Below are 21422 nucleotides of genomic sequence, written 5' to 3'. Positions count from 1 at the left end.
TCACTGCACCAACGGCGAGTCGGCGCCCTGCAACGCGATGCCACGCACATCGGCCGCGCCAATCAGGGTTTGCAGGTATTGCACCAGGGCCTTCTGCCACACCCCTTGCTGCAACTGGGTGCGGATCGCCGTGGCCACCGCCTCGTACGGCAGCGGCTGGCCTTCGATGCGCTGATCGACGCAGATCACATGCCAGCCGTAGCGACTTTCCAGAGGCTTACTGGCCAACCCCGGTGCCAAGGTGAACAACTGACGCTCCAACTCCGGCACGGTCTGGCCCTTGCTGACTTGCCCGAGCGAGCCGCCCTGGGCCTTGGACGGGCACGCCGAATACTTCAGCGCCAGTTCGCCAAAGGCACCGGGCGACTCTTCCAGGCTCAGCAACAGCACCTCGGCCTGGGCATGGGCCTGATGGCGCGCCTCGGCATCGTCCGGCGCACACTCCAGCAAAATATGCCGCACGGCCAGCAACGGCGCGCTGTGAAAGCGCCCGCGATTGCTCTCGAAGTAGCGCACACAGGTGGCCTCATCGCAGTCCGGCACCGTCACTTCGCGCTCCAGCAACAGGCGGGTCGCCGCCTCTTCCTCGTTCTCGCCGGCGCCGACTTCCAGTTGCACACCCAGCTCGCGGATCCGCTGCTGCAACAGCTCACGAATCACCAGCGCGCGGGCGGCGAGAAACACCGCCTCCTCGCGGCTTTCGGCCGGGTGATATTGCAACTCCTGGGCCATATTTTCCGGGGTGATCAGCACCCCGTTGACGCTGACAATCGGCCATTCCTGCTCGCTGCTGGCGATCAGTTGCGGCTCAACCGCCACCTCGACCTCGGGCACCACCACGTCCACAGCCTTGGCCGAAGAACTGCAACCGCCACCGCCAGCACCGCCGCCACCACATCCGCATCCTGTAGTCATGACGTTCTCCTCACTTCTGCCGCACGATTTGATAACGACGACCCAGGTACCAGATCGGCGCGCTGACCATATGCACCAGCCGGGTAAACGGGAACAACACAAACAGGGTCAGGCCCAGCGCCACGTGCAACTTGTAGATCAGGCTGACCGGGGCAATCGAAGCTGCCGCTTCCACCGGCCGCAGCAACACCACGTTCTGCGCCCAGTCCGCGAGCATCACCATCACCGAGCCGTCCATATGCCCGGTCGAGGCGACGATGGTCAGCAAGCCCAGCACCAACTGCGCCAGCAACACCAGCAGGATCAGGATGTCCGACGGGCTCGACGTAGCCCGAACCCTCGGGTCAGTGAGGCGGCGCTTGACCAGCAGCAGCAGGCCCACCAGGCACAGCAGGCCGAAGAAGCCCCCGGAGACCATCGCCAGCAGTTGCTTGTGCTCGGTGCTGATCACATGGTGATAGATCGACGCCGGGGTCAGCAGGCCGACAAAATGCCCGGCCAGCACGAACAGCACGCCGATATGGAAGAAGTTGCTCGCCACGCGCATCCCACGGTTATTGAGCATCTGGCTGGAGCCGGCCTTCCAGGTGTACTGGGACAGGTCAAACCGCGCCCAACTGCCCAACAGGCAAATGGCCAGGGCGACATACGGATACACGCCAAATACCAGCAAATTCCACTTAGACATTACCCACCTCCTTGGCTGGCACGGCGGCCAGCCCCTCGTGCTGAAAATCCACCCAGTGCAAGGGCACCGCACTTTCTTCGCGGGCCTTGCCCGGTGCGCTGGGCATTGCGCTGCAACGGTCCTGCTGCTCGGCCTGCATAAAGTCCACCGCCTCCTCTTCCCAGACCTTGTCCAGGGCTTCGAGGGAGTCGTCGCGTACTTCGGCGGCAACCTGGGCACGCAACTCGGCAATCGCCTGGTGCGGCTCGGCGCCGCTGATCTGCAACAGCGCACGGAAACAACTGGCGTAAGCGCTTTCACGCTCATCCAGGCGCGCCGCCAGCAGGGCCAGCAGGTGCGCCACATCCGCCAGTCCCTCGCGGGCCTCGATGTCTTCGCGGGTGGACAAAAACTCCAGGTACAACGGGATGTAGTCCGGCAGCTCCTTGACGCCAATGGCAAACCCGGCTTCCTGGTACTGGGCCATCATGTCGACCATGGCCTGGCCACGGTCCCGCGACTCGCCATGCACGTGTTCGAACAACAGCAGCGACAGCGAGCGGCCCCGGCCGAACAGCGCGCCGTAATGCTCCTGGCCATCCATCAGGTCATTGCTGCAGATCAGCTCCAACAGCTCGAACAGCGCGCCACGTTGCTTGGGGCTGATTTCCCGCGATTCGATAATCGCCTGCTCCAGTTCATCGCGGCCGTTCACCAGGGTTTCGGTGGGATAGTCGAGCAGCAACGAGATCACTTTAAGAATGCGCATGGCTCAGTCCTCCCAGATCTGGACGGTTTTCAGCACGTCGCGGCGGTTGGCCTTCTTGGCGCCGAACATGTTGGTGTCGGAGCTGCCACTGCAGCCGCTGCCGAAGCTGAAACCACAGCCGGAACGCTCGGCAAACGCATCGCTCATCGCGTCTTCACGGTGCGCGCTGGGCACCACAAACCGGTCCTCGTAGTTGGCAATCGCCAGGTAGCGGTACATCTCTTCCACCTGGGCCACGCTCAGGTCCACGTCGGCCAGCACTTGCAGGTCCTCGACGCCGTCCACTTGCTGCGAGCGCTTGAAGGCGCGCATGGCCAGCAGGCGTTTCAGCGCACGCTTGACCGGCTTTTCGTCACCGGCAGTCAGCATATTGGCCAGGTAACGCAGGGGGATGCGCAGGCTGTCGACATCCGGGATCACCCCGTTCATGCCCACGGTGCCAGCGGCGGCCGCGTTCTGGATCGGCGAGAGTGGCGGCACGTACCAGACCATCGGCAAAGTGCGGTATTCCGGGTGCAGCGGCAGTGCGAGCTTCCAGTCCACGGCCATTTTGTACACCGGCGAACGCTGGGCCGAGTCGATCACCGACTGCGGTACACCATCGGCCAGGGCCTGGCGGATCACCGCCGGGTCATTCGGGTCGAGAAAGATTTCCAGCTGCTTCTCGTACAGGTCGTGCTCGTTGGCGGTGCTGGCGACTTCGCTGATGCGGTCGGCGTCATACAGCAGCACACCGAGGTAGCGGATGCGCCCGACGCAGGTTTCCGCGCAGACGGTAGGCATACCGGCTTCGATCCGGGGGTAGCAGAAGATGCACTTCTCGGATTTGCCGCTCTTCCAGTTGAAGTAGATTTTCTTGTACGGGCAGCCGCTGATGCACATGCGCCAGCCGCGGCATTTTTCCTGGTCGATCAGCACGATGCCGTCTTCTTCACGCTTGTAGATCGCACCGCTGGGGCACGACGCCGCGCACGCAGGGTTCAGGCAGTGCTCGCACAGGCGCGGCAGGTACATCATGAAGGTGTTTTCGTACTCGCCATAAATGTCGGCCTGGATCTGGTCGAAGTTCTTGTCCTTGCGGCGCTTGGCGAACTCGGTGCCGAGGATTTCTTCCCAGTTGGGGCCCCACTCGATTTTTTCCATGCGCTTGCCGGACACCACCGAACGCGGGCGTGCGGTCGGTTGGTGCTCGCCCAAAGGCGCGGTGTGCAGGTGCTGGTAGTCGAAGTCGAACGGCTCGTAGTAGTCGTCCAGGCTCGGCAGGTCCGGGTTGGCAAAGATGTTCGCCAGCACGCGGAACTTGCCGCCGATGCGCGGGTTGATCGAGCCGTTGGCGTTGCGGATCCAGCCGCCCTTCCACTTGTCCTGGTTTTCCCACTCCTTGGGGTAGCCGATGCCCGGCTTGGATTCAACGTTGTTGAACCACGCGTATTCCATGCCTTCGCGGCTGGTCCACACGTTTTTGCAGGTGATCGAGCAGGTGTGGCAGCCGATGCACTTGTCCAGGTTCAGGACCATGCCGATTTGTGAGCGGATCTTCATCTCAGTTCTCCTCGATATCGGTCGGCAATGGACGCGGCAGATCATCACCGCTGGAACCATCGAGCCAATCGACCTTGACCATCTTGCGCACCACCACGAATTCATCGCGGTTGCAGCCGACTGTGCCGTAATAGTTGAAACCGTAGGCCTGCTGGGCATAGCCACCGATCATGTGGGTCGGCTTGAGCACCACGCGGGTCACCGAGTTGTGGTGGCCACCACGGGTCTTGGTGGTTTCCGAACCCGGTACGTTCACGATGCGTTCCTGGGCGTGGTACATCATCACCATGCCTTCCTTGACCCGCTGGCTGACCACCGCACGGGCGGTCAGCGCGCCGTTGACGTTGAAGCACTCGATCCAGTCGTTGTCCTCGATCCCGGCGCGCTTGGCGTCGATTTCCGAGAGCCACACAATCGGGCCGCCACGGCTCAAGGTGAGCATCAGCAGGTTGTCGCTGTAGGTGCTGTGGATCCCCCATTTCTGGTGCGGCGTGATCCAGTTCAGGACGATTTCGGTCTCGCCATTGCTGCGTTTGTCCTTCACCCCTTCGATGGTGCGGGTGTTGACCGGTGGCCGGTAGCTCATCAACTGCTCGCCGAACGCCTGCATCCACGGGTGATCCTGGTAGAACTGCTGGCGGCCGGTGATCGTGCGCCATGGGATGTTTTCATGGACGTTGGTGTAGCCGGCGTTGTAGCTCACGTGCTCGTCTTCGAGGCCCGACCAGGTGGGGCTGGAGATGATCTTGCGCGGCTGTGCCTGGATATCGCGGAAGCGGATCGCTTCGTGGGCCTTGGAAATCGCCAGGTGGCTGTGGTCGATGCCGGTGAATTCCGACAGCGCCGCCCAGGCCTTCAAGGCGACCTTGCCGTTGGTTTCCGGAGCCAGGGACAGAATCACCTCGGCCGCATCAATTGCCGTGTCGATTTTTGGCCGGCCGTGGCTGATGCCCGCGTCGCCTTCGTGGTGGTTGAGTTCGCCAAGGAACTCGACTTCCTCGTCGGTATTCCAGTTGATGCCCTTGCCACCGTTGCCGAGTTTTTCCAACATCGGGCCCAGCGATGAGAACTGCTTGTAGATGTTCGGGTAATCCCGTTCCACCACCGCCATGTTCGGCGCATTCTTGCCCGGTACCGGCGCCACGCCGGCGCTTTTCCAGTCAGTACCGCCAAACGGCTGGGCCAGTTCACCAACGCTGTCATGCATCAACGGCACGGTCACCAGGTCTTGCTCCACGCCCAGGTGGCCGACCGACATGGCCGAGAACGCCTTGGCGATGCCTTTGTAGATTTCCCAGTCCGAACGCGATTCCCACGCCGGATCAATCGCCGCCGACAGCGGGTGAATGAACGGGTGCATGTCCGAGGTGTTCATGTCGTCTTTTTCGTACCATGTTGCAGTCGGCAACACGATGTCGGAATACACGCAGGTCGAGGACATGCGGAAGTCCAGGGTGGTCACCAGGTCCAGCTTGCCGATGGCGCCGTCTTCGACCCACTCGGCCTCGGTTGGCTTGCATTCGGTGCTGTGGCCGATGTCTTCGTTCATCACCCCGTTCTTGGTGCCGAGCAGGTACTTGAGCATGTACTCGTGGCCCTTGCCCGACGAGCCGAGCAAGTTGGAACGCCAGATAAACATGTTGCGCGGGAAGTTCACCGGGCTGTCCGGCTGCTCGCAGGCAAAGCGCAGGCTGCCGTCCTGCCAGGACTTGACCACGTAGTCTTTGGGGTCCATACCGGCTGCCGCCGCGTCGCGGCAGATGTGCAACGGGTTGGTATTGAGTTGTGGCGCGCTGGGCAACCAGCCGGCGCGTTCGGCGCGGATGTTGTAGTCCAGGGCGTGCTCGGGGAACTGCGACTTGTCGGCCAGCGGCGAGAGGATGTCGTGCATGCTCATCTTCTCGTGGCGCCATTGCGAGCTGTGGCCGTAGAAGAAGCTGGTGCCGTTCATCTGGCGCGGCGGACGGTTCCAGTCCAGGCCGAATGCCAGGGGCAGCCAGCCGCATTGCGGACGCAGTTTTTCCTGGCCCACGTAGTGCGCCCAACCACCGCCGGTCTGGCCGACACAACCGCAGAGCATGAGCATATTGATCAGCCCGCGGTAGTTCATGTCCATGTGGTACCAGTGGTTCATTGCCGCGCCGACGATGATCATCGAGCGCCCACGGGTCTTGTCGGCGTTGTCGGCAAACTCACGGGCGATCTGGATCGCCTTCTCGCGGCTGACCCCGGTGATTGCCTCCTGCCAGGCTGGCGTGCCCGGTACGCTGGCGTCGTTGTAGTCCTTGGCCACGTTGCTGCCGCCCAGGCCACGGTCGATGGCCAGGTTGGCCGCCGACAGGTCGAACACCGTCGCCACTTTGGCCACCGTGCCATCGGCCAGGGTCACGCTGTGCACCGGCACCCGACGGAACTGCACGGCGTCGCCGGCCACGTGCTGGAAGTAGTCGTGGGCTTCACCGGCAAAATACGGGAATGCCACTTCGGCGACGTCCTCGCCGATCAGGCTCAGCTTGAGGTCGATCTCGCGGCCTTCACCGCCTTCTTTGGCCAGGATGTTCCACTTGCCCTTCTCGCCCCAGCGATAGCCGATGGCGCCTTGTGGCGAGACCAGTTCACCGCTTTCGTCGAGGGCGATGGTTTTCCATTCCGGGTTGTTGTCCTGGCCGAGGTTGTCCACCAGGTCCGAGGCGCGCAGGAAGCGGTCCGGCTGGAAGCCTGCACCCGGCGCAAAACCGGTCATGGGCTTGAGCATTACCAGCACCGGCAAGTCGGTGTAGCGCTTGGCGTATTCGGTGAAGTACGCGCTCGGTTTATCCAGGTGAAATTCCTTGAAGATCACATGGTTGAAGGCCTGGGCCAGTGCCGCGTCGGTGCCCTGCTTGGGGTTGAGCCACAGGTCGGTGAGCTTGGCTACTTCCGAATAGTCAGGCGTGATGGCCACGGTCTTGGTGCCCTTGTAGCGCACCTCGGTGAAGAAGTGCGCGTCCGGGGTCCGGGTCTGCGGGACGTTCGAGCCCCAGGCGATGATGTAGTTGGAGTTGTACCAGTCGGCCGATTCCGGCACGTCGGTCTGCTCGCCCCAGACCATCGGCGAGGCTGGCGGCAGGTCGCAGTACCAGTCATAGAAACTCAGGCACACGCCGCCGATCAGCGACAGGTAACGCGAACCTGCGGCGTAGCTGACCATGGACATGGCCGGGATCGGCGAGAAGCCGACGATGCGGTCCGGGCCATATTGCTTGATGGTGTAGACGTTGGACGCGGCGATGATTTCGTTGACTTCATCCCAGTTGGAGCGGATGAAGCCGCCCATGCCACGCTTGCTTTTATAGGAGTCAGCCTTGGCCTTGTCCTCGACAATGCTCGCCCAGGCCTCGACCGGCGACAGGGTCAGGCGCGCCTCGCGCCACAGCTTGAGCAATGGCTTGCGGATCTTCGGGTACTTCAGGCGGTTGGCGCTGTAGATGTACCAGCTGTAGCTCGCGCCACGGGGGCAGCCGCGCGGCTCGTGGTTAGGCAGGTCGTTGCGGGTGCGCGGGTAGTCAGTCTGCTGGGTTTCCCAGGTGATCAGGCCGTTCTTCACGTAGATCTTCCACGAGCACGAGCCGGTGCAGTTCACTCCGTGGGTGGAGCGCACGATCTTGTCGTACTGCCAGCGCGAACGGTAGACGTTCTCCCAGTCGCGGGACTCCTTACGGGTCTCGCCGTGACCTTCGGAGAATTCGTCTTGCTTGCGATTGAAGAACCGCAGTTGATCGAGTAAATGACTCATGGTGCTTTCCTCTCAGGCTTGCTGCGGGGTTCTGTGCCCCGCCCACGCAAGGTTTGAATTCGGGGTCGACTCAGCAGGGGGTCTCGGCGCCTTTGCGCGCATACCACCACCAGGTCACGACGATGCAGGTCAGGTAGAAGCCGACAAACATGTAGAACGCCATGGCCGGGCTGCCGGTGTAGGCCATGGACGAGCCAAAGGTCTTGGGGATGAAGAACGCACCGAAGGCGCCCATGGCCGAGCTGAAGCCCAGCACGGCGGCCGACTCCTTGCTGGCATCCTTGAGGGCTTGCTCACGCACGGCGGCGGGTTTGCCGGCGCTGGCTTTTTCATGCTGGGTGCGGAAGATCACCGGGATCATGCGGAAGGTGGAGCCGTTGCCGATGCCGGTGGTGATGAACAGCAGCATGAACATGCCGAGGAAGCCGTAGAAGCTGCCGCCCTCGCCGTTCAGGGGCAAAAAGTGCAGGACGCCGAACACCATCACGATCATCAGCACGAAGTTCCACAAGGTCACCCGCGCACCGCCCAGCTTGTCGGCCAGCCAGCCGCCCAATGGGCGCACCAGGGCACCTACCAGCGGACCGAGGAACGCGAATTTCAGGGCGTTGACGTCCGGGAACGAGGTCTTGATCAGCATTGGGAAAGCGGCCGAAAAGCCAATGAAGGAACCGAAGGTCGCCAGGTACAACCAGCACATCAGCCAGTTGTGCTTGCGCTTGAAGATCACCGCCTGCTCGCTGAACGAGGCGCGCGCGCTGGACAGGTCATTCATACCGAACCAGGCAAACAGGGTCACGGTGATGATGAACGGCACCCAGATAAACCCGGCGTTCTGTAGCCACAACTGGCTGCCGTCTTCCAGGGTTTGCGGCTGGCCGCCGAGCAGGCCGAACACGCCGAAGGTAATCACCAGCGGCACGCAGAACTGCATCACCGACACCCCCAGGTTACCCAGGCCGGCGTTCAGGCCCAGGGCCGTGCCTTGCTGGGACTTGGGGTAGAAGAAGCTGATGTTGGACATGCTCGAGGCGAAGTTGCCGCCACCGAAGCCGCACAACAGCGCGATCAATACAAACACGCTGTAGGAGGTGCTCGGGTCTTGTACCGCGAAGCCCATCCACAGTGATGGAATCAGCAGCGACGCGGTGCTCAGGGCCGTCCAGCGGCGGCCACCGAAGATCGGCACCATGAACGAATAGAACACGCGCAACGTGGCGCCAGACAGGCCCGGCAACGCCGCCAGCCAGAACAATTGGTCGGTAGTGAAGCTGAAGCCGATGGCGTTCAGGCGCACGATCACCGTGCTCCACACCATCCACACAGCGAAGGCCAACAGCAGCGCCGGGATCGAGATCCACAGGTTACGGGTCGCGGTCTGTTTGCCGCTGGCGCCCCAGAAAGCCGGGTCTTCAGGGCGCCAGTCGTGGATCACCGGGCCCGAGTCGGGCTTTTGCGCGATAGTCATGCAGATTCTCCTTGGAGAGGCTAGGCCGCCGCTTTACCAAGCAGCGGTTGCTTGCGGATTTCGCTGAAGTACATCCAGGTCAGGGATACCCAGACCACGCCGTACATCAACATGAAGCAGGAGGAGCGCACGCCGGTGAGGTCCACCAGGCCGCCGAACATGATCGGCAGGACAAAGCCGCCAAGGCCGCCCGCCAGGCCGACGATGCCGGACACCGCGCCCATGTTTTGCGGGTAGTCATTGGCGATGTACTTGAACACCGAGGCCTTGCCGAAGGCGAAGGCGATGCCCATCACAAACAGCAGCACGGTGAACAGGGTGGCATTGAGGCCGATATGAAAATCCAGCGGGCCGTTGACGGTCTGCACCTGCAATTGGGTCTGCGGGTAGCTGAGCAGGAACAGGCAGATCCAGCTGACCCACAACACCCACCAGGTCACGCTCTGTGCGCCCCAGCGGTCGGACATCCAGCCGCCCACAGCGCGCAGCACGCCACCGGGCAGGGAAAAACACGCGGCCAACAGCGCAGCGCTTTGCAGGCTGAAGCCGTATTCCTGCACGTAGTACTTGGTCGCCCACAGCGCCAGGGCCACGTAGCCACCGAACACAATCGAGTAGTACTGGCAGTAGCGCCACACGGCCGGGTCCTTGAGGCACAGCAGTTGTTCGCGCAAGGTGGCGCCACCGGCACTGCGGTGGGCCTTGTTCTCGCTGGTGAGGAACCAGAACAGCAGCGCGGTGATAAACAAGATTGCGCTGAACACCTTTGGCACCAGGTGCCAGGTACCCAGGGCAATCAGCGCCGGCGCCAGAAACTTGGTCACCGCAGCCCCCGCGTTACCAGCGCCGAACACGCCCATGGCAAAGCCCTGGTTGTCCTTGTCGAACCACTTGGCGACGTAGGCGATGCCCACCGAAAACGAGCCGCCGGCCAGGCCGACAAACAGCCCCAGCACGAGGAATTGCCAGAAGGCGGTGGCGTAGGTGATCAGGTACAGCGGCAGCACGCAGGCGAGCATCAAGACAAAGAACACGATGCGCCCGCCGAAGCGGTCAGTCAGCAGGCCCAGGGGCAGGCGCACCAGGGAGCCGGTCAGTACCGGGGTGGCGGCCAGCAGGCCGAACTGGGTTTCGTTGAGTTGCAGCAGCTCTTTGATCGGCACGCCGAGCACGGCGAACATCATCCAGACCATAAAGCACACGGTGAAGGCCAGTGTACTCATGCCCAGCACCAGGCCCTGTCTTACACGGGGTTGAGTCACGGTTTGCGCTCCCAGAAGTGATTCCATGAGCGCAGGTTAGGGGCGACGTCCTCCAGGAACTTGACCCAGATCAACGTCCACCTGGGGGGTATTGGCCTATGCTTGGCCCATCTACCTCTTAAGAGGTAGACCAAATAACAAGAGAAAGTCTTTATTTATCAATGGATTGGTCTCTTGTGCCGGCTTTTTCCCGTGGGAGGGTTCGCCGGCAACTCTTTAGAGGTAGTGCGCCAGGGAATGCAGAATCCAATACTGTTTCCTATGCCAGGTGCCGCCATGCTGTTGTCCTTACCCCTTCGATTACGCCGTGATGTTTAACTGGCTGCGCAGCTCCCTGCCCGCACGCGCCGGTGTCGCGGTGATCCTGATTGCGATCCTGGCCCTGGCCAGTTCCCTGAGCGCCGGGCTGATCGCCTGGTTCAGCCAGGGCGACGGCGCGGCCATCAACACCGCAGGCTCGGTGCGCATGGAGACCTACCACCTGAGCTGGAAACTCGCCGACCACGCCCCCGCCGACGAGATCCTGGCCATCACCCAGAGCCTGCAACGGCGCCTGGACAGCCAGTCCTTGAAAGCGGTACTGGAAGACGGCCCCCACAGCGCCCTGCAACAGAGCTACCGGCAAATCCAGCAACACTGGAACCAGGAACTGCGCCCGGCCATCGAGCGCGGCGACGGCGCGCTCTTTCGCGAGCGCGCACCGGCCTTTGTCGAACAACTGAACCAGTTCGTCAGCCTGTTGCAGCAACAGAGTGAGCACAAACAAGGCTGGCAACAGCTGATCCAGGGCCTGGCGCTGTTCAGCACCCTGATCATCCTGCTGCTGGGGCTGTATGAATTGCAGTACGGCGTGGTCACGCCCTTGAAGGAACTGGTGGACGCCACCCGGCGCTTTCGTGAGGGTGACTACCAGACCCGGGTCAATCACCGCTCCCAGGACGAACTGGGGCAACTGGCCCTGAGCTTCAACACCCTGGCCGAAACCATCGAGCAATCCCATCGCACCCTGGAAAGCCAGGTGCAGCACAAAACCCTCAACCTGCAACAGGCCAACGCCGCCCTGGAACTGCTCTACGAGAGCAGCCGCAGCCTGGCCACGCGCCTGGCCAACGCCGAAGGCCTCGACGAATTGATCCGGCGTTTCCAGAAACGCCTGCCGGGCCTGCGCCTGTCGCTGTGCCTGCAAGGGCACTTCCTCGCCCCGGCGCAGCAGATGCTCGCGCTGCATGGCGGCAACAGCCGCAACGTCTGCGCCATCGGTGACTGCGCCACCTGCGAGCGCCACCACGTGGCCCCGCCCCAGGTGTTCAGCATCAGCAACCAGGGCGCGGAACTGGGCGAACTCAAGGCGCATTTTGTCGACGGCCATGCCCCCCAAGCCTGGGAGCAACAACTGATCCAGGCCCTGGCCAACCTGATTGGCACCTCGCTGTCCCTCAAGCGCCAGCGCGAGCAGGACCACCGTTTATTGCTGCTGGACGAACGCACCATCATCGCCCGCGAACTGCATGATTCCCTGGCCCAGGCCCTGTCCTATATGAAGCTGCAAGTCAGCCGCATGCAGACCCTGCTGCGCCGCGACGAACCCAAGGCCACCCTGGAAACCGTCACCGGTGAACTGCGCGAAGGCCTGAACAACGCCTACCGGCAATTGCGTGAGTTGCTCACCACCTTTCGCCTGCAAATCCACGATGCCGGGCTGGTCCAGGAGCTCAAAGACACCGCCGAGGAGTTCTCGCGGCGTGGCGAGTTCCAGGTGCACCTGCATGTGGATGCCCTGGCCTTCCAACTGTCGGCCAGTGAACAGATCCACCTGTTGCAGGTAACCCGCGAAGCGCTGTCCAACTGCCTGCGCCATGCCCACGCCGAAAACGCCTGGCTGCAACTGCGCCAGAACGGCGAAACCGTGAGCCTGAGCATTGAAGACGATGGCCGCGGCTTCAGCGAGCCGGTGGACCAGCGCGAACACCACGGCCTGACCATCATGGACGAACGGGCTCGCAGCCTGCACGGTCAACTGGACATTTCCTCCCGCGAGCCTCAGGGCACCCGGGTGCACTTGCTGTTTCGCCCGGAATTCCTCGGGCACTCTTTACCAGAAGGTAGCTTGTCATGAACACGGCGCTCATCACCCCATCTGTACGCCACCGCATCCTGCTCGTCGACGACCACCCGATGATGCGCCACGGCATGCGCCAGATGCTCGAACTGGAAGACGACCTGCACGTGGTGGGCGAAGCCGGCAATGGCGAGGAAGCCCTGGGCCTGATCGAGTCGCTGCAACCGGACCTGGTGCTGCTGGACAACAACATGCCGCAGATGAACGGCCTGGAAACCCTGCGCCAGCTGCGGGCCATGGCCTATGGCGGCAAGGTCTTGCTGTTTACCGTGTCCGATGCCGAAGACGACATCCGCGACGCCCTGCGCCTGGATGCCAACGGCTACCTGCTCAAGGACATGGAGCCGGAACTGCTGATCCAGTACATCCGCGATGCGCTGCACGGCGCCCTGGTGATCAGCCCCGGCCTGACCCGGGTGCTGGCCCAGGCCTTGCGCTCGCCCCAGCCCCACGCGGCGGTGGAACTGACCGAACGCGAGCGGCAGGTGTTGAAGACCATTGCCGGGGGCTATAGCAACAAGGTGATCGGGCACAAGCTGGGGATTACCGAGGGCACGGTGAAAGTGCATGTGAAGAATCTGCTGCACAAACTGGGGCTGCGCTCGCGGGTGGAAGCGGCGGTTTGGGCGATGGAGCATTTGCGTCAGGCTGGGTAGGGACTGATGCACCGCCATCGCAGCATAGGTATCTACACATCTCTTTAGTGATTCTCAGGTTTGTGTACATATCCGTTGCTGCGGTCACGGCTACTATTGGTTCCGCCCTTACGGCGGCTCACTTTGGAAGAGCGCCAAAGGAAGCAAAGCGCTCTTGCCCCACCACTCGGAGCCTGGCCCAGGCCCGGCGGGCAAGCCATTCCCCTGTGGGAGTGGGCTTGCCCGCGATGGCGCCCGCAAGAAAACATCAGAGTGTCAGGCATTCATTTTTCATCGTTAACGACCATCGCGAGCAAGCCCGCTCCCACAGGAGCGCGCGTGCAATTTGAAGATCAGGTCGGCTCTAAGGCCGCCTCGCTTTCACCGTCAACGCCCCCACTCACCGTCCCCACCATCACCATCACCGAAGGCCGCTGCGCCAATATCACCCACGCCATCAGCATCGCCAGCTACGGCACGATTATCGGCTGTGTCAGTGCCGGCAGCGGCGCCGCGCTGGTGCCCCGGGGGATCTACGAGCAATACCGCCAGGGCGCCAACTGGCAAGGCCAGGTGTTCGCGGAACTTAAGCGCATCGACAACCGGTTTTACTGGCATGCCAACGCAGGTTGCCATCCGGCGCGCGATGCATTTTCGGCACTGCTGCAGGGCCACTGCCTCCACGGGGCTACCTCCAACGAGGCATAGGCCCCACAGGCCTCACGCTCTACCATGGGCGGGAGCGGAGGTACGCCATGCTGACCCACCCATCCATCGTTTTAACCCTACGCCGGCATCATCTGTTCAGCCCGTTGCCGGAGAAGATTTTCCAGGACATCTGCACCCTGGCCAATCTCAAGCGCTTGCCCGCCCACATCACCTTGATGCACCAGGGCGACCCCGCCGAGCGGTTTTTCCTGCTGGTCAGCGGCCAGATCAAGTTGCACCGGGTCACCGGCGAAGGCCAGGAACATCTGGTGGAGGTCATTCGCCCCGGCCAGACCTTTGCCGAAGCCCTGCTGTTCAGCCAGGCCAAGGCCTACCCGGTAAGTGCTACGGCGCTCAAGGACAGCGTGCTGGTGAGTATCGAGGGCCATCACTACCGCAAGGCCCTGGAGGACCAGCCGCAGATCTGCCTGGCGATCCTCGGCACCATGAGCATCCACCTGCATCAGCGCCTCAAGGACATCGACACCCTGAGCCTGGCCAATGCCAGTCGCCGGGTCATCAACTTCCTGGTACAAGAGCGCGATCTGGCCAGCGGTGATGTGGTGCTGCAAGTGCCCAAGCGCCTGGTAGCCTCCAAACTGGGGATTCAGCCAGAGACGTTTTCGCGGATTCTGCATCGTTTGGTAGACGCCGGCCTGATCGAGGTGCAACGGCGCACCATCCGCATCCTGTGCGAGGAGCAGTTGATGACCTATCAGGCCGGCTGACTTAGAATCGACGTGATTCTTCGCCCGCCTTCCTGACACGAGCGCCCCCATGAGCTTTGATTTCGACACGATCCACCCTCGCCTCGGCACCGGCAGCACCAAGTGGAGCCGCTACCCCGAAGACGTCTTGCCGATGTGGATTGCCGACATGGACATCGCCGCCCCACCGGCGATCCTCACGGCCCTGCACGCGCGCCTGGACCAGCAAATGCTCGGCTACAGCGTTGCCCGGCCAGAAGTGCGCGAAGCGATCATCAGCGACCTGTGGGACAAGTACGCCTGGCGCGTGCAGCCCGATGAACTGTTATTCCTGCCGGGCGTCGAGCCGGGTTTCAACATGGCCCTGCACGCCTTCGTCCAACCGGGCCAGTCGGTGGTCTTGCAGACTCCCAACTACGCGCCGCTGCGCCATGCGGCCGGCAACTGGAACCTGCCGAAGATCGAAGTGCCGTTTGAACTGAGCGCCCAGGGCGAATACCTCACCCCCCTGCCCGCCTTGCGCCAGGCCTTGAAAGGTGCCGGTGCCTTGCTGTTGAGCAACCCCCACAACCCCCTGGGCAAGGTGTTCGCCCGCGAGGAATTGCTGGCGGTGGCCACTGCCTGCCTGGAACAGGGCACGCTGATTATCTCTGACGAAATCCATGCCGAGCTGTGCTTTGACGGGCGCCGGCATATCCCCACCGCATCGCTGAGCGCAGAGATCGCCCGGCGCACCATTACCCTGATGTCGGCCAGCAAGGCCTACAACGTCGCCGGCCTGAAGACCTGCTTTGCGATTGTCCAGGATCCAGTCATCCGCGAGCGCTTCAACAAGGCACGCTGCGGCATGGTCGACAGTGTCAGCCCCCTGGGCCTGGAAGCCACCTGGGCGGCGTACAGCCAATGCGGTGAATGGTTGAAGGCGTTGCTGACGTACTTGCAAGGCAACCGCGACTACCTGCTGGATGCAGTGCAAAAACGCCTGCCGGGGGTGACCATGCATGCCCCGCAAGGCACTTACCTGGCCTGGCTCGATTGCAGCGCCCTGGGCCTGGAAGACCCGCAGCGGTTTTTCCTGGAGCAGGCCAAGGTAGGCTTGAGTGCAGGCGTGGAATTTGGCGATGACAGCCAGCAGTTCGTGCGCTTGAACTTCGGCTGCCCGCGGGCGTTGCTCGAAGAAGGTATTTCACGCCTGGAACGCAGCCTGAAAAACCGCTGAACACCCGTGTAGGCGCGGGCTTGCCGGCGCCTATAAAGGTATGCGCAAGTTTGGGTTCAGAGCTTGGCGATGGACACTTCGGTGGATTTGACGAAGGCAATCACTTCGCTGCCCACCTTCAATTCTAGGTCGCGCACCGAACGGGTGGTGATCACCGAAGTGACAATCCCGGACGCGGTCTGCACGTCGATTTCGGACACCACCTCGCCCAGCAGAATTTCCTTGATCACGCCCTTGAACTGGTTGCGCACGTTGATCGCTTTGATGGTCATGTCGGTTTTCCTTTTACGGTTGGGTCAATCCGCACGAATGCGCAGGCCCTCAAAATGCGCCATTCCCACCAACAACAAAAGGAATAAATAACTATTTATTTATTCCATATAGACATATGAAAAACCCTGTAGGAGCCGGCTTGCCGGCGATGGGGCCCGTGAATCATGTGCTGAGTTCAAGGACGCCATCGCCGGCAAGCCGGCTCCTACATGGGTTTGGTCAAAAACCTACTGTTGCCGACACCAGCCATGTGCGCGGCGTAGACAGGGTCAGGCCAGGCGCGCTGTCGCTGGAGGTTGCAGCCGAGGCCCAATAGGTGGTGTCCAGCACGTTCTCCACGGTAGCGCGCAGGGTCACCGGGTTTTCCTTGACCTTGAAGGTATAGCGCGCCCCCAGGTCATAGCGTTCCCAGCCATCGATCTTCTGCTGGTTGGCTGCATCCAGGTACTGCGCGCCGGTGTGAATCGCCCGGGCGGTCAGGGTCAGGCCTTGCAGGCGCGGGATGTCCCATTCGGCCCCCAGGTTGACGTTGGCAATCGGCGAACCGGTGCCGCGCTTGCCGTCAGTCAGGCCCTGGGCGGTCTTGGTCTGCTCGCTGTCGAGCAGCATCACCCCGCCGAGCAGGCGCACGCCCGCCAGGGGCTCGCCAAACACGTTCAATTCCACACCCTGGTTGCGCAACTCGCCGTTGGGTTTGAAGAAGCCCTGGCTGTCGATGCCATAGGCCGGCTGTTTGATCTGGAACACGCTGGCGGTCAGGCCAAAGCTGCCCATGTCGTACTTGGCGCCGACTTCCACCTGCTTGCTCTTGGTCGGCGGGAAGATCGCGTTTTCATTGCGCACCCCACTCGAAGGCGCGGTCTCGCCCTGGCTCAAGCCCTCCATGTAGTTGGTGTACAGGGACAACTGGTCGGTGACTTTCACCACCAGGCCCAGGGCCGGCGAGGTCGCCTGTTCGTCGTACTCCGGCTGATCCTTGATGCCGTTGCTCCAGGAGGTGACCTGGACCTTTTGCAGGCGCGCGCCGAGGGTCAGCAGCACGCGCTCATCGAACAACGCCAGGGTGTCGGCCAGGGCCAGGCTGGTGAAGCGGTTTTCGGTGTGGGTGCTGGTGTCCCAGCGCACAGCCTGGCCTGGGTGGGGCAAGACCACCGGGTGGTAGAGATTGCTCTTGCCGGGGGTGTAGCGCTCGCCGGCATTGTCGAAATCCATGTTGAACTGATTGAGGCTGACATTGAGGGTGTGCCCCACCGGGCCGGTGTCGAACCAACTGCGCGCACCGACAGTGACGGTCTTGACGTCTTCGTCGCGGCGGAAACTGCGCGGCACTACGGTGAAGTCGCCATTGCTCTGGGTCGCCTGCACGCCATGGCGCAGGAAGTCGTAGTTGCCTTTGCGTGCGCCGGCAGCGGCGTAGACCATCAGTGAATCACTGACATCGAACTCGCCACGCACCGCGCCAAAAGTGTCCTTGGTATGGGAATAGGTCCAGGACTGGGCGAAGTTGTCGCGGATATCGCGGGCCTTGGGCATCACGCTACCCTTGGCGATCTCCACGCGTTCCTGGGGTGCATCGGCGGTGCGTTCCTGGCGCCCGAGGTCGAGGGACAGGCGCACCCGCTCCTTGCGATAGTCGAGGCCGATCACCGTCATTTCGCGGTCAACCTCCTGATGGTCCCACTCGGTATCGCCGGCTTGCTTCACGCCATTGAAGCGCACGCCAAACTGCTGCTCATCGCCAAACCGCCGGCCGATATCCACCGCGCCACCGAACTGCCCGGCCGAGGCATAACTGCCGGTGAACTCGGTGAGCGGTGTGTCGGCGGCGCGCTTGGGCTCGATATTGATCCCGCCGCCGATACTGCCCCGGGGCGCAATGCCACCGAGCAAGGCACCGGGGCCCTTGAGGATATCGACGCGTTCGACCATTTCCATGTCGATGGCGTAGGTCGGCAGCACGCCGTACAGGCCGCCGTAGGACACATCACTGTTGAACAAGCTGAAACCGCGCACCGAGAACTGCTCGAAACGCCCACCCGCCGGGTTGGTGATGCGCACCGAAGGGTCACTGGCAACCATCTCGCCGAGGGTGCGCGCCTGCAGGTTTTTCACGGCCTTGGCGGTATAGGAGGTGAGGTTGAACGGCGTATCCATAAAATCGCCGTCGCCGAGCATGCCCTGCGCACCTTTGCGCGTGACCTGGTCACCGGCGTAGGTTTGGGCGACGGGTGTGTTCGCCACCCCAAGAATCGAGGTGGCTGGCAACTGATAGGCATCGCCCTGGGGGGCGGGGATCAGGGTGTAGGCACGCTCCCCCACTGCCTGCAATTGCAGGCCTGAGCCTTGCAGCAGCCGGGCGAAACCTTCCTCGACGGCAAACTCACCAGAGATCCCGGCGCTTTGGCGGCCACTGACCAGGGCCGGGTCCACCGACAGATTGACCCCGGCCAACCCGGCAAAGCGGGTCAAGGCACTGCCCAGGCTACCGCCGGGCACTTGGTAACTGCGCCGGGCCGCGTCCTCGGCCCAGCTCACAGGAATGAACAACGGGCTGGCACTCAGGCTCAGCACCAGACTCAGGCGCAACAACGATGGCGGGACGACGGGCATTAAAAGGCTCTCTGTTTTCGTTCACTTGCCTTGGATGACAGGCGAGACGAAAAAAAGGGACACGGTCTTACCCTGTGGGAGCGGGCTTGCCCGCGATGGCTGAGTGTCAGTCGATACATGGGGTGACTGATGCACCGCGATCGCGGGCAAGCCCGCTCCCACATTGGGGGGTGGTCAAACCGGGGTTTTGCGCGATGCCAGCGTGACCCAATAACGGGTGCGAAACTGCACGTGTAGCCCGTGGGTGGTGGCCAGCAGGCTGAGGATGCGGTCGGTGTCGTCCAGGCGGAAGCTGCCGGTCACGCGCAGGGTTTCCAGGCGCGGGTCCCAACGCAGCACGCCCGGGCGATAGCGATCCAGCTCGCGCAGGAAATCGCCCAGCCCTTGGTTCTGCGCGGTCAGCACCCCATCGCGCCAGCCCAGTTGCAGCACGTCGAACGGCAGCGGCGCGCCCAACCCCGACGGTTGTAAGCGTATTTGTTGCGCGCTGTGCAGCCAGGTACTACGCCCGGATCCATCTTGCACTTGCACCTGGCCCTTGAGCACCGACACCAGGCACGCGTCCGCCAGTTGGCGCACGCAAACCTCGGCCTGGCTGGCGATGACCTGGCCATAGCGGGTGTGTACGGTCAGCGCCGACGGGCCAGGCACATTCAGCGCCATCTCGCCATCGACCAGGGTCAGGCGTCGCCGAGGAAGGTCCACATCCACCGCGCTGGCGGTGTTCAGTTGCAGGGCGCTGCCATCGGCCAACGGCACGCGTTTGCGCTCGCCGGTGGCGGTATGCAGGTCGGCACGCCACACGTCGATGGGCAACTGGCGACTGAGCAACCAGGCCGCCGGCACCAGTGCCGCCACGCCCAGGGCGCGCTTGAGCACCGCGCGCCGGCCAGGTTGCGGGCGGTCGAGGCTGGCCATGGCCAGGGAGGATGGCAACTCGGCAAACCGCTGGCGCAGCAACTGCGCCTTTTGCCAGGCTTGTTCGTGCTGGGGGTGACTGTCGCGCCATTGCTGCAAACCGTCATGGTCACGCTCGCCGGCCGTGCCGGATTCCAGCAACGCCAACCACTGCGCGGCTGCCCGCGCTACATCCGGTGCGGTGCGGCTCACAGTTCCACCAGTAGGCAATGTTCGTAGGCCTGGGCCATATAACGCTTGACCGTACGTTCCGAAACCTTGAGACGCTCGGCAATCTCCCGGTAGCCCAGGCCTTCGAGCTGGCTCCAGAGGAACGCCCGGCGCACCGGGGCCGCCAGACCGTCGAGCAGTTCGTCCAGGGCGTGCAGGGTTTCCAGCAGCAACCAACGCTGCTCCGGCGAGGGAGCGCAGTCTTCGGGCAAGCGTGCCAGGGCATTCAAGTACGCCTGCTCCAGGCTGCGGCGCTGATGAAAATTGACCAGGAGGCGCTTGCCCACTGTCACCAGATAGGCCCGTGGTTCCTGCAATTGCGCCACCGGCTGGGCGCTGGCCAGTACCCGCAGGAACGTATCCTGGCTCAGGTCGGCAGCATCCCAGGCATTGCCCAGGCGCCGGCGCAGCCAGCTTTCCAGCCAGCTGCGGTGGTCGCGGTACAAGGTGCTCAGGCTGGGTTCGGCGGTGATCGTTGGCGATACAGCATCATTCATGGCAAGCGAACCCTGGGCGGCGCGAGTGAGTCTCAAATGAGATTCATTCTATTTAATATCCCTGGCGCATACCATGTTCTTTTTCCCGGATAGACGGGCGGAGGCGGTTAATCAAGCGCCCTGGCCTTGTAACGCAGCAAATCTATAAACAACCCCAACTCACGGCTCACCGGTTCACCCTTGCGCAGCAAGATGCCAAATGGCGCAAGCGTCACCTCCAGCTCCACCGGTAACTGCACCACCAGGCCCATCTTCAGGTAATCGCGCAGTGCGCTTTCGGAAAGCACCATGATCGCGTCGGTCAGTTGGATCAGTTGCTGCATGGAATACACCGAGCTGCATTCAATGATGTCCGCCGGCAGCGGCAGGGCCAGGTGCTGCAACGCTTCGTCAAAACCGATGCGTGCCGGGCTGCTTTCCGGTTGCAGGATCCACGGCCAGTCGCTGACCAACTCGGCCAACGGCAGGCTCGCACGCTGCGCCAGCGGGTGCCCGGCGTGCACCACCACCAGCAAGCGCTCGTTGCCCAGCGGCTCGAAGCTGTAGTGTTCGCTGTCGGTGGCGGCGTTGCGCCGGGCGATGGCCAGGTCGATGCGCCCCTGTTCCAGTAACTGGATCACCTGGTCGCTGGTGTCGCCCATGATGCGGATGCGCAGTTGCGGGTTGAGGGATTTGATCTGCGCAATCGAGTCCATCACCAGGTCCGGCGCAGCGCCCATGATGGTGCCGATTGCCAAGTAGCCATAACCGCCCTGCTGGCGCGCCATCAGGTCTTCGGCGCAGCGGTCGAGGCCACTGAGGGCCGATTCGGCAAAGCGGATCAACTCCTTGCCCAGCGCCGTCGGGCGCATGCCACGGGGCAGGCGCTCGAACAGGTCACAGGCAAACATGTCCTCGATCTCGCGCAGCATGCGGGTGGCAGCCGGCTGCGACATGTTCAGGGCCTGGGAGGCACGGTGCAGGTTCTGGCTGGAGCTCAAGGCCACCAGCATATGCAGATGCTTGTAGCGCAGGCGGTTGAACAGGCTGCGGGAAATCAGCGGACTACTCATTTTTTTCCTTGTTATCGATACCCTGAGGTTATCGCTTGTAAGCGAGATTCGATTTGTAGCGCATTGCTCGGCCGCC

Annotated in this window: 16 protein-coding genes and 1 pseudogene; 5 read left to right on the top strand and 12 right to left on the bottom strand. The window is 62.7% G+C overall.

Annotated features, from left to right (window positions below; translation table 11 throughout):
* From HBO19_RS08050 to HBO19_RS08020, 7 genes are all read right to left on the bottom strand, one after another.
* Entirely contained in the window at positions 1-915 is a 915-nt protein-coding gene (locus HBO19_RS08050; RefSeq protein WP_170057239.1) for a peptidylprolyl isomerase, read from the bottom strand.
* A 10-nt stretch (positions 916-925) separates the two neighbouring features.
* Positions 926-1603: a respiratory nitrate reductase subunit gamma gene (gene narI, locus HBO19_RS08045; RefSeq protein ID WP_170057238.1), complete on the bottom strand. Its 678-nt coding sequence runs from the start codon at positions 1601-1603 to the stop codon at positions 926-928.
* Positions 1596-2351 (bottom strand): nitrate reductase molybdenum cofactor assembly chaperone, encoded by a 756-nt coding sequence (gene narJ / locus HBO19_RS08040; protein WP_170041292.1) that lies wholly within the window; start codon positions 2349-2351, stop codon positions 1596-1598. The genes narI and narJ overlap by 8 nt, the downstream gene beginning before the upstream one ends.
* A gap of 3 nt (positions 2352-2354) precedes the next feature.
* Positions 2355-3893 carry a nitrate reductase subunit beta gene (gene narH / locus HBO19_RS08035; RefSeq protein ID WP_029291316.1) on the bottom strand — a complete coding sequence of 513 codons (1539 nt, stop codon included), beginning with the start codon at positions 3891-3893 and terminating at the stop codon, positions 2355-2357.
* A 1-nt stretch (position 3894) separates the two neighbouring features.
* Positions 3895-7668 (bottom strand): nitrate reductase subunit alpha, encoded by a 3774-nt coding sequence (locus HBO19_RS08030; RefSeq protein ID WP_169953201.1) that lies wholly within the window; start codon positions 7666-7668, stop codon positions 3895-3897.
* 70 nt (positions 7669-7738) lie between these two features.
* Positions 7739-9136: a NarK family nitrate/nitrite MFS transporter gene (locus tag HBO19_RS08025; RefSeq protein WP_169953198.1), complete on the bottom strand. Its 1398-nt coding sequence runs from the start codon at positions 9134-9136 to the stop codon at positions 7739-7741.
* Positions 9137-9156: 20 nt separating this feature from the next.
* Complete coding sequence (locus HBO19_RS08020) at positions 9157-10398, bottom strand: nitrate/nitrite transporter (RefSeq protein ID WP_170057237.1); 1242 nt, start codon at positions 10396-10398, stop codon at positions 9157-9159.
* Between the two features lie 310 nt (positions 10399-10708).
* Here HBO19_RS08020 and HBO19_RS08015 point away from each other — a divergent pair, with 310 nt between their 5' ends.
* From HBO19_RS08015 to HBO19_RS07995, 5 genes and pseudogenes are all read left to right on the top strand, one after another.
* Positions 10709-12514, top strand: a complete 1806-nt coding sequence (locus HBO19_RS08015) for an ATP-binding protein (RefSeq protein ID WP_170041289.1) — start codon at positions 10709-10711, stop codon at positions 12512-12514.
* Positions 12515-12525: 11 nt separating this feature from the next.
* Positions 12526-13173: a two-component system response regulator NarL gene (gene narL / locus HBO19_RS08010; RefSeq protein ID WP_169953316.1), complete on the top strand. Its 648-nt coding sequence runs from the start codon at positions 12526-12528 to the stop codon at positions 13171-13173.
* Positions 13174-13608: 435 nt separating this feature from the next.
* Positions 13609-13860, top strand: a pseudogene (locus HBO19_RS08005) (LysR family transcriptional regulator); the annotation flags it as partial.
* Positions 13861-13907: 47 nt separating this feature from the next.
* Positions 13908-14588, top strand: coding sequence for a Crp/Fnr family transcriptional regulator (locus tag HBO19_RS08000; RefSeq protein WP_169953191.1), 681 nt, complete (start codon positions 13908-13910; stop codon positions 14586-14588).
* Positions 14589-14637: 49 nt separating this feature from the next.
* Positions 14638-15786 (top strand): PatB family C-S lyase, encoded by a 1149-nt coding sequence (locus tag HBO19_RS07995; protein ID WP_169953188.1) that lies wholly within the window; start codon positions 14638-14640, stop codon positions 15784-15786.
* A 56-nt stretch (positions 15787-15842) separates the two neighbouring features.
* On the opposite strand, the gene HBO19_RS07990 is transcribed toward HBO19_RS07995, so the two are convergent.
* The 5 genes from HBO19_RS07990 to HBO19_RS07970 all read right to left on the bottom strand — a co-directional run bounded on the left by HBO19_RS07990 (position 15843) and on the right by HBO19_RS07970 (position 21346).
* Positions 15843-16058 carry a TOBE domain-containing protein gene (locus tag HBO19_RS07990; protein ID WP_003173733.1) on the bottom strand — a complete coding sequence of 72 codons (216 nt, stop codon included), beginning with the start codon at positions 16056-16058 and terminating at the stop codon, positions 15843-15845.
* Between the two features lie 220 nt (positions 16059-16278).
* Complete coding sequence (locus tag HBO19_RS07985) at positions 16279-18669, bottom strand: TonB-dependent receptor (RefSeq protein ID WP_170057236.1); 2391 nt, start codon at positions 18667-18669, stop codon at positions 16279-16281.
* A 174-nt stretch (positions 18670-18843) separates the two neighbouring features.
* Positions 18844-19779 carry a FecR domain-containing protein gene (locus tag HBO19_RS07980; RefSeq protein ID WP_169953183.1) on the bottom strand — a complete coding sequence of 312 codons (936 nt, stop codon included), beginning with the start codon at positions 19777-19779 and terminating at the stop codon, positions 18844-18846.
* Entirely contained in the window at positions 19776-20294 is a 519-nt protein-coding gene (locus HBO19_RS07975; protein WP_169953181.1) for a sigma-70 family RNA polymerase sigma factor, read from the bottom strand. The genes HBO19_RS07980 and HBO19_RS07975 overlap by 4 nt, the downstream gene beginning before the upstream one ends.
* Positions 20295-20401: 107 nt before the next feature.
* Positions 20402-21346 carry a LysR family transcriptional regulator gene (locus HBO19_RS07970; RefSeq protein WP_169953178.1) on the bottom strand — a complete coding sequence of 315 codons (945 nt, stop codon included), beginning with the start codon at positions 21344-21346 and terminating at the stop codon, positions 20402-20404.
* Between the last annotated feature and the right edge of the window lie 76 nt (positions 21347-21422).

It is taken from the genome of Pseudomonas sp. WS 5021 (genome assembly GCF_012985535.1).
Taxonomy (GTDB): domain Bacteria; phylum Pseudomonadota; class Gammaproteobacteria; order Pseudomonadales; family Pseudomonadaceae; genus Aquipseudomonas.
Note: the sequence above shows the minus strand (reverse complement) of the source record. Positions and strands in the feature narration are given on the sequence as shown.

Coding starts and splice junctions, on each gene's coding strand:
- HBO19_RS07995 (WP_169953188.1), top strand. CDS start 14,638: ATGAGCTTTGATTTCGACACGATCCACCCTCGCCTCGGCACCGGCAGC.
- HBO19_RS08050 (WP_170057239.1), bottom strand. CDS start 915: ATGACTACAGGATGCGGATGTGGTGGCGGCGGTGCTGGCGGTGGCGGT.
- HBO19_RS07990 (WP_003173733.1), bottom strand. CDS start 16,058: ATGACCATCAAAGCGATCAACGTGCGCAACCAGTTCAAGGGCGTGATC.
- HBO19_RS08000 (WP_169953191.1), top strand. CDS start 13,908: ATGCTGACCCACCCATCCATCGTTTTAACCCTACGCCGGCATCATCTG.
- narI (WP_170057238.1), bottom strand. CDS start 1,603: ATGTCTAAGTGGAATTTGCTGGTATTTGGCGTGTATCCGTATGTCGCC.
- narJ (WP_170041292.1), bottom strand. CDS start 2,351: ATGCGCATTCTTAAAGTGATCTCGTTGCTGCTCGACTATCCCACCGAA.
- HBO19_RS08025 (WP_169953198.1), bottom strand. CDS start 9,136: ATGACTATCGCGCAAAAGCCCGACTCGGGCCCGGTGATCCACGACTGG.
- HBO19_RS07985 (WP_170057236.1), bottom strand. CDS start 18,669: ATGCCCGTCGTCCCGCCATCGTTGTTGCGCCTGAGTCTGGTGCTGAGC.
- HBO19_RS07970 (WP_169953178.1), bottom strand. CDS start 21,346: ATGAGTAGTCCGCTGATTTCCCGCAGCCTGTTCAACCGCCTGCGCTAC.
- HBO19_RS07975 (WP_169953181.1), bottom strand. CDS start 20,294: ATGAATGATGCTGTATCGCCAACGATCACCGCCGAACCCAGCCTGAGC.
- narH (WP_029291316.1), bottom strand. CDS start 3,893: ATGAAGATCCGCTCACAAATCGGCATGGTCCTGAACCTGGACAAGTGC.
- HBO19_RS08030 (WP_169953201.1), bottom strand. CDS start 7,668: ATGAGTCATTTACTCGATCAACTGCGGTTCTTCAATCGCAAGCAAGAC.
- HBO19_RS08015 (WP_170041289.1), top strand. CDS start 10,709: ATGTTTAACTGGCTGCGCAGCTCCCTGCCCGCACGCGCCGGTGTCGCG.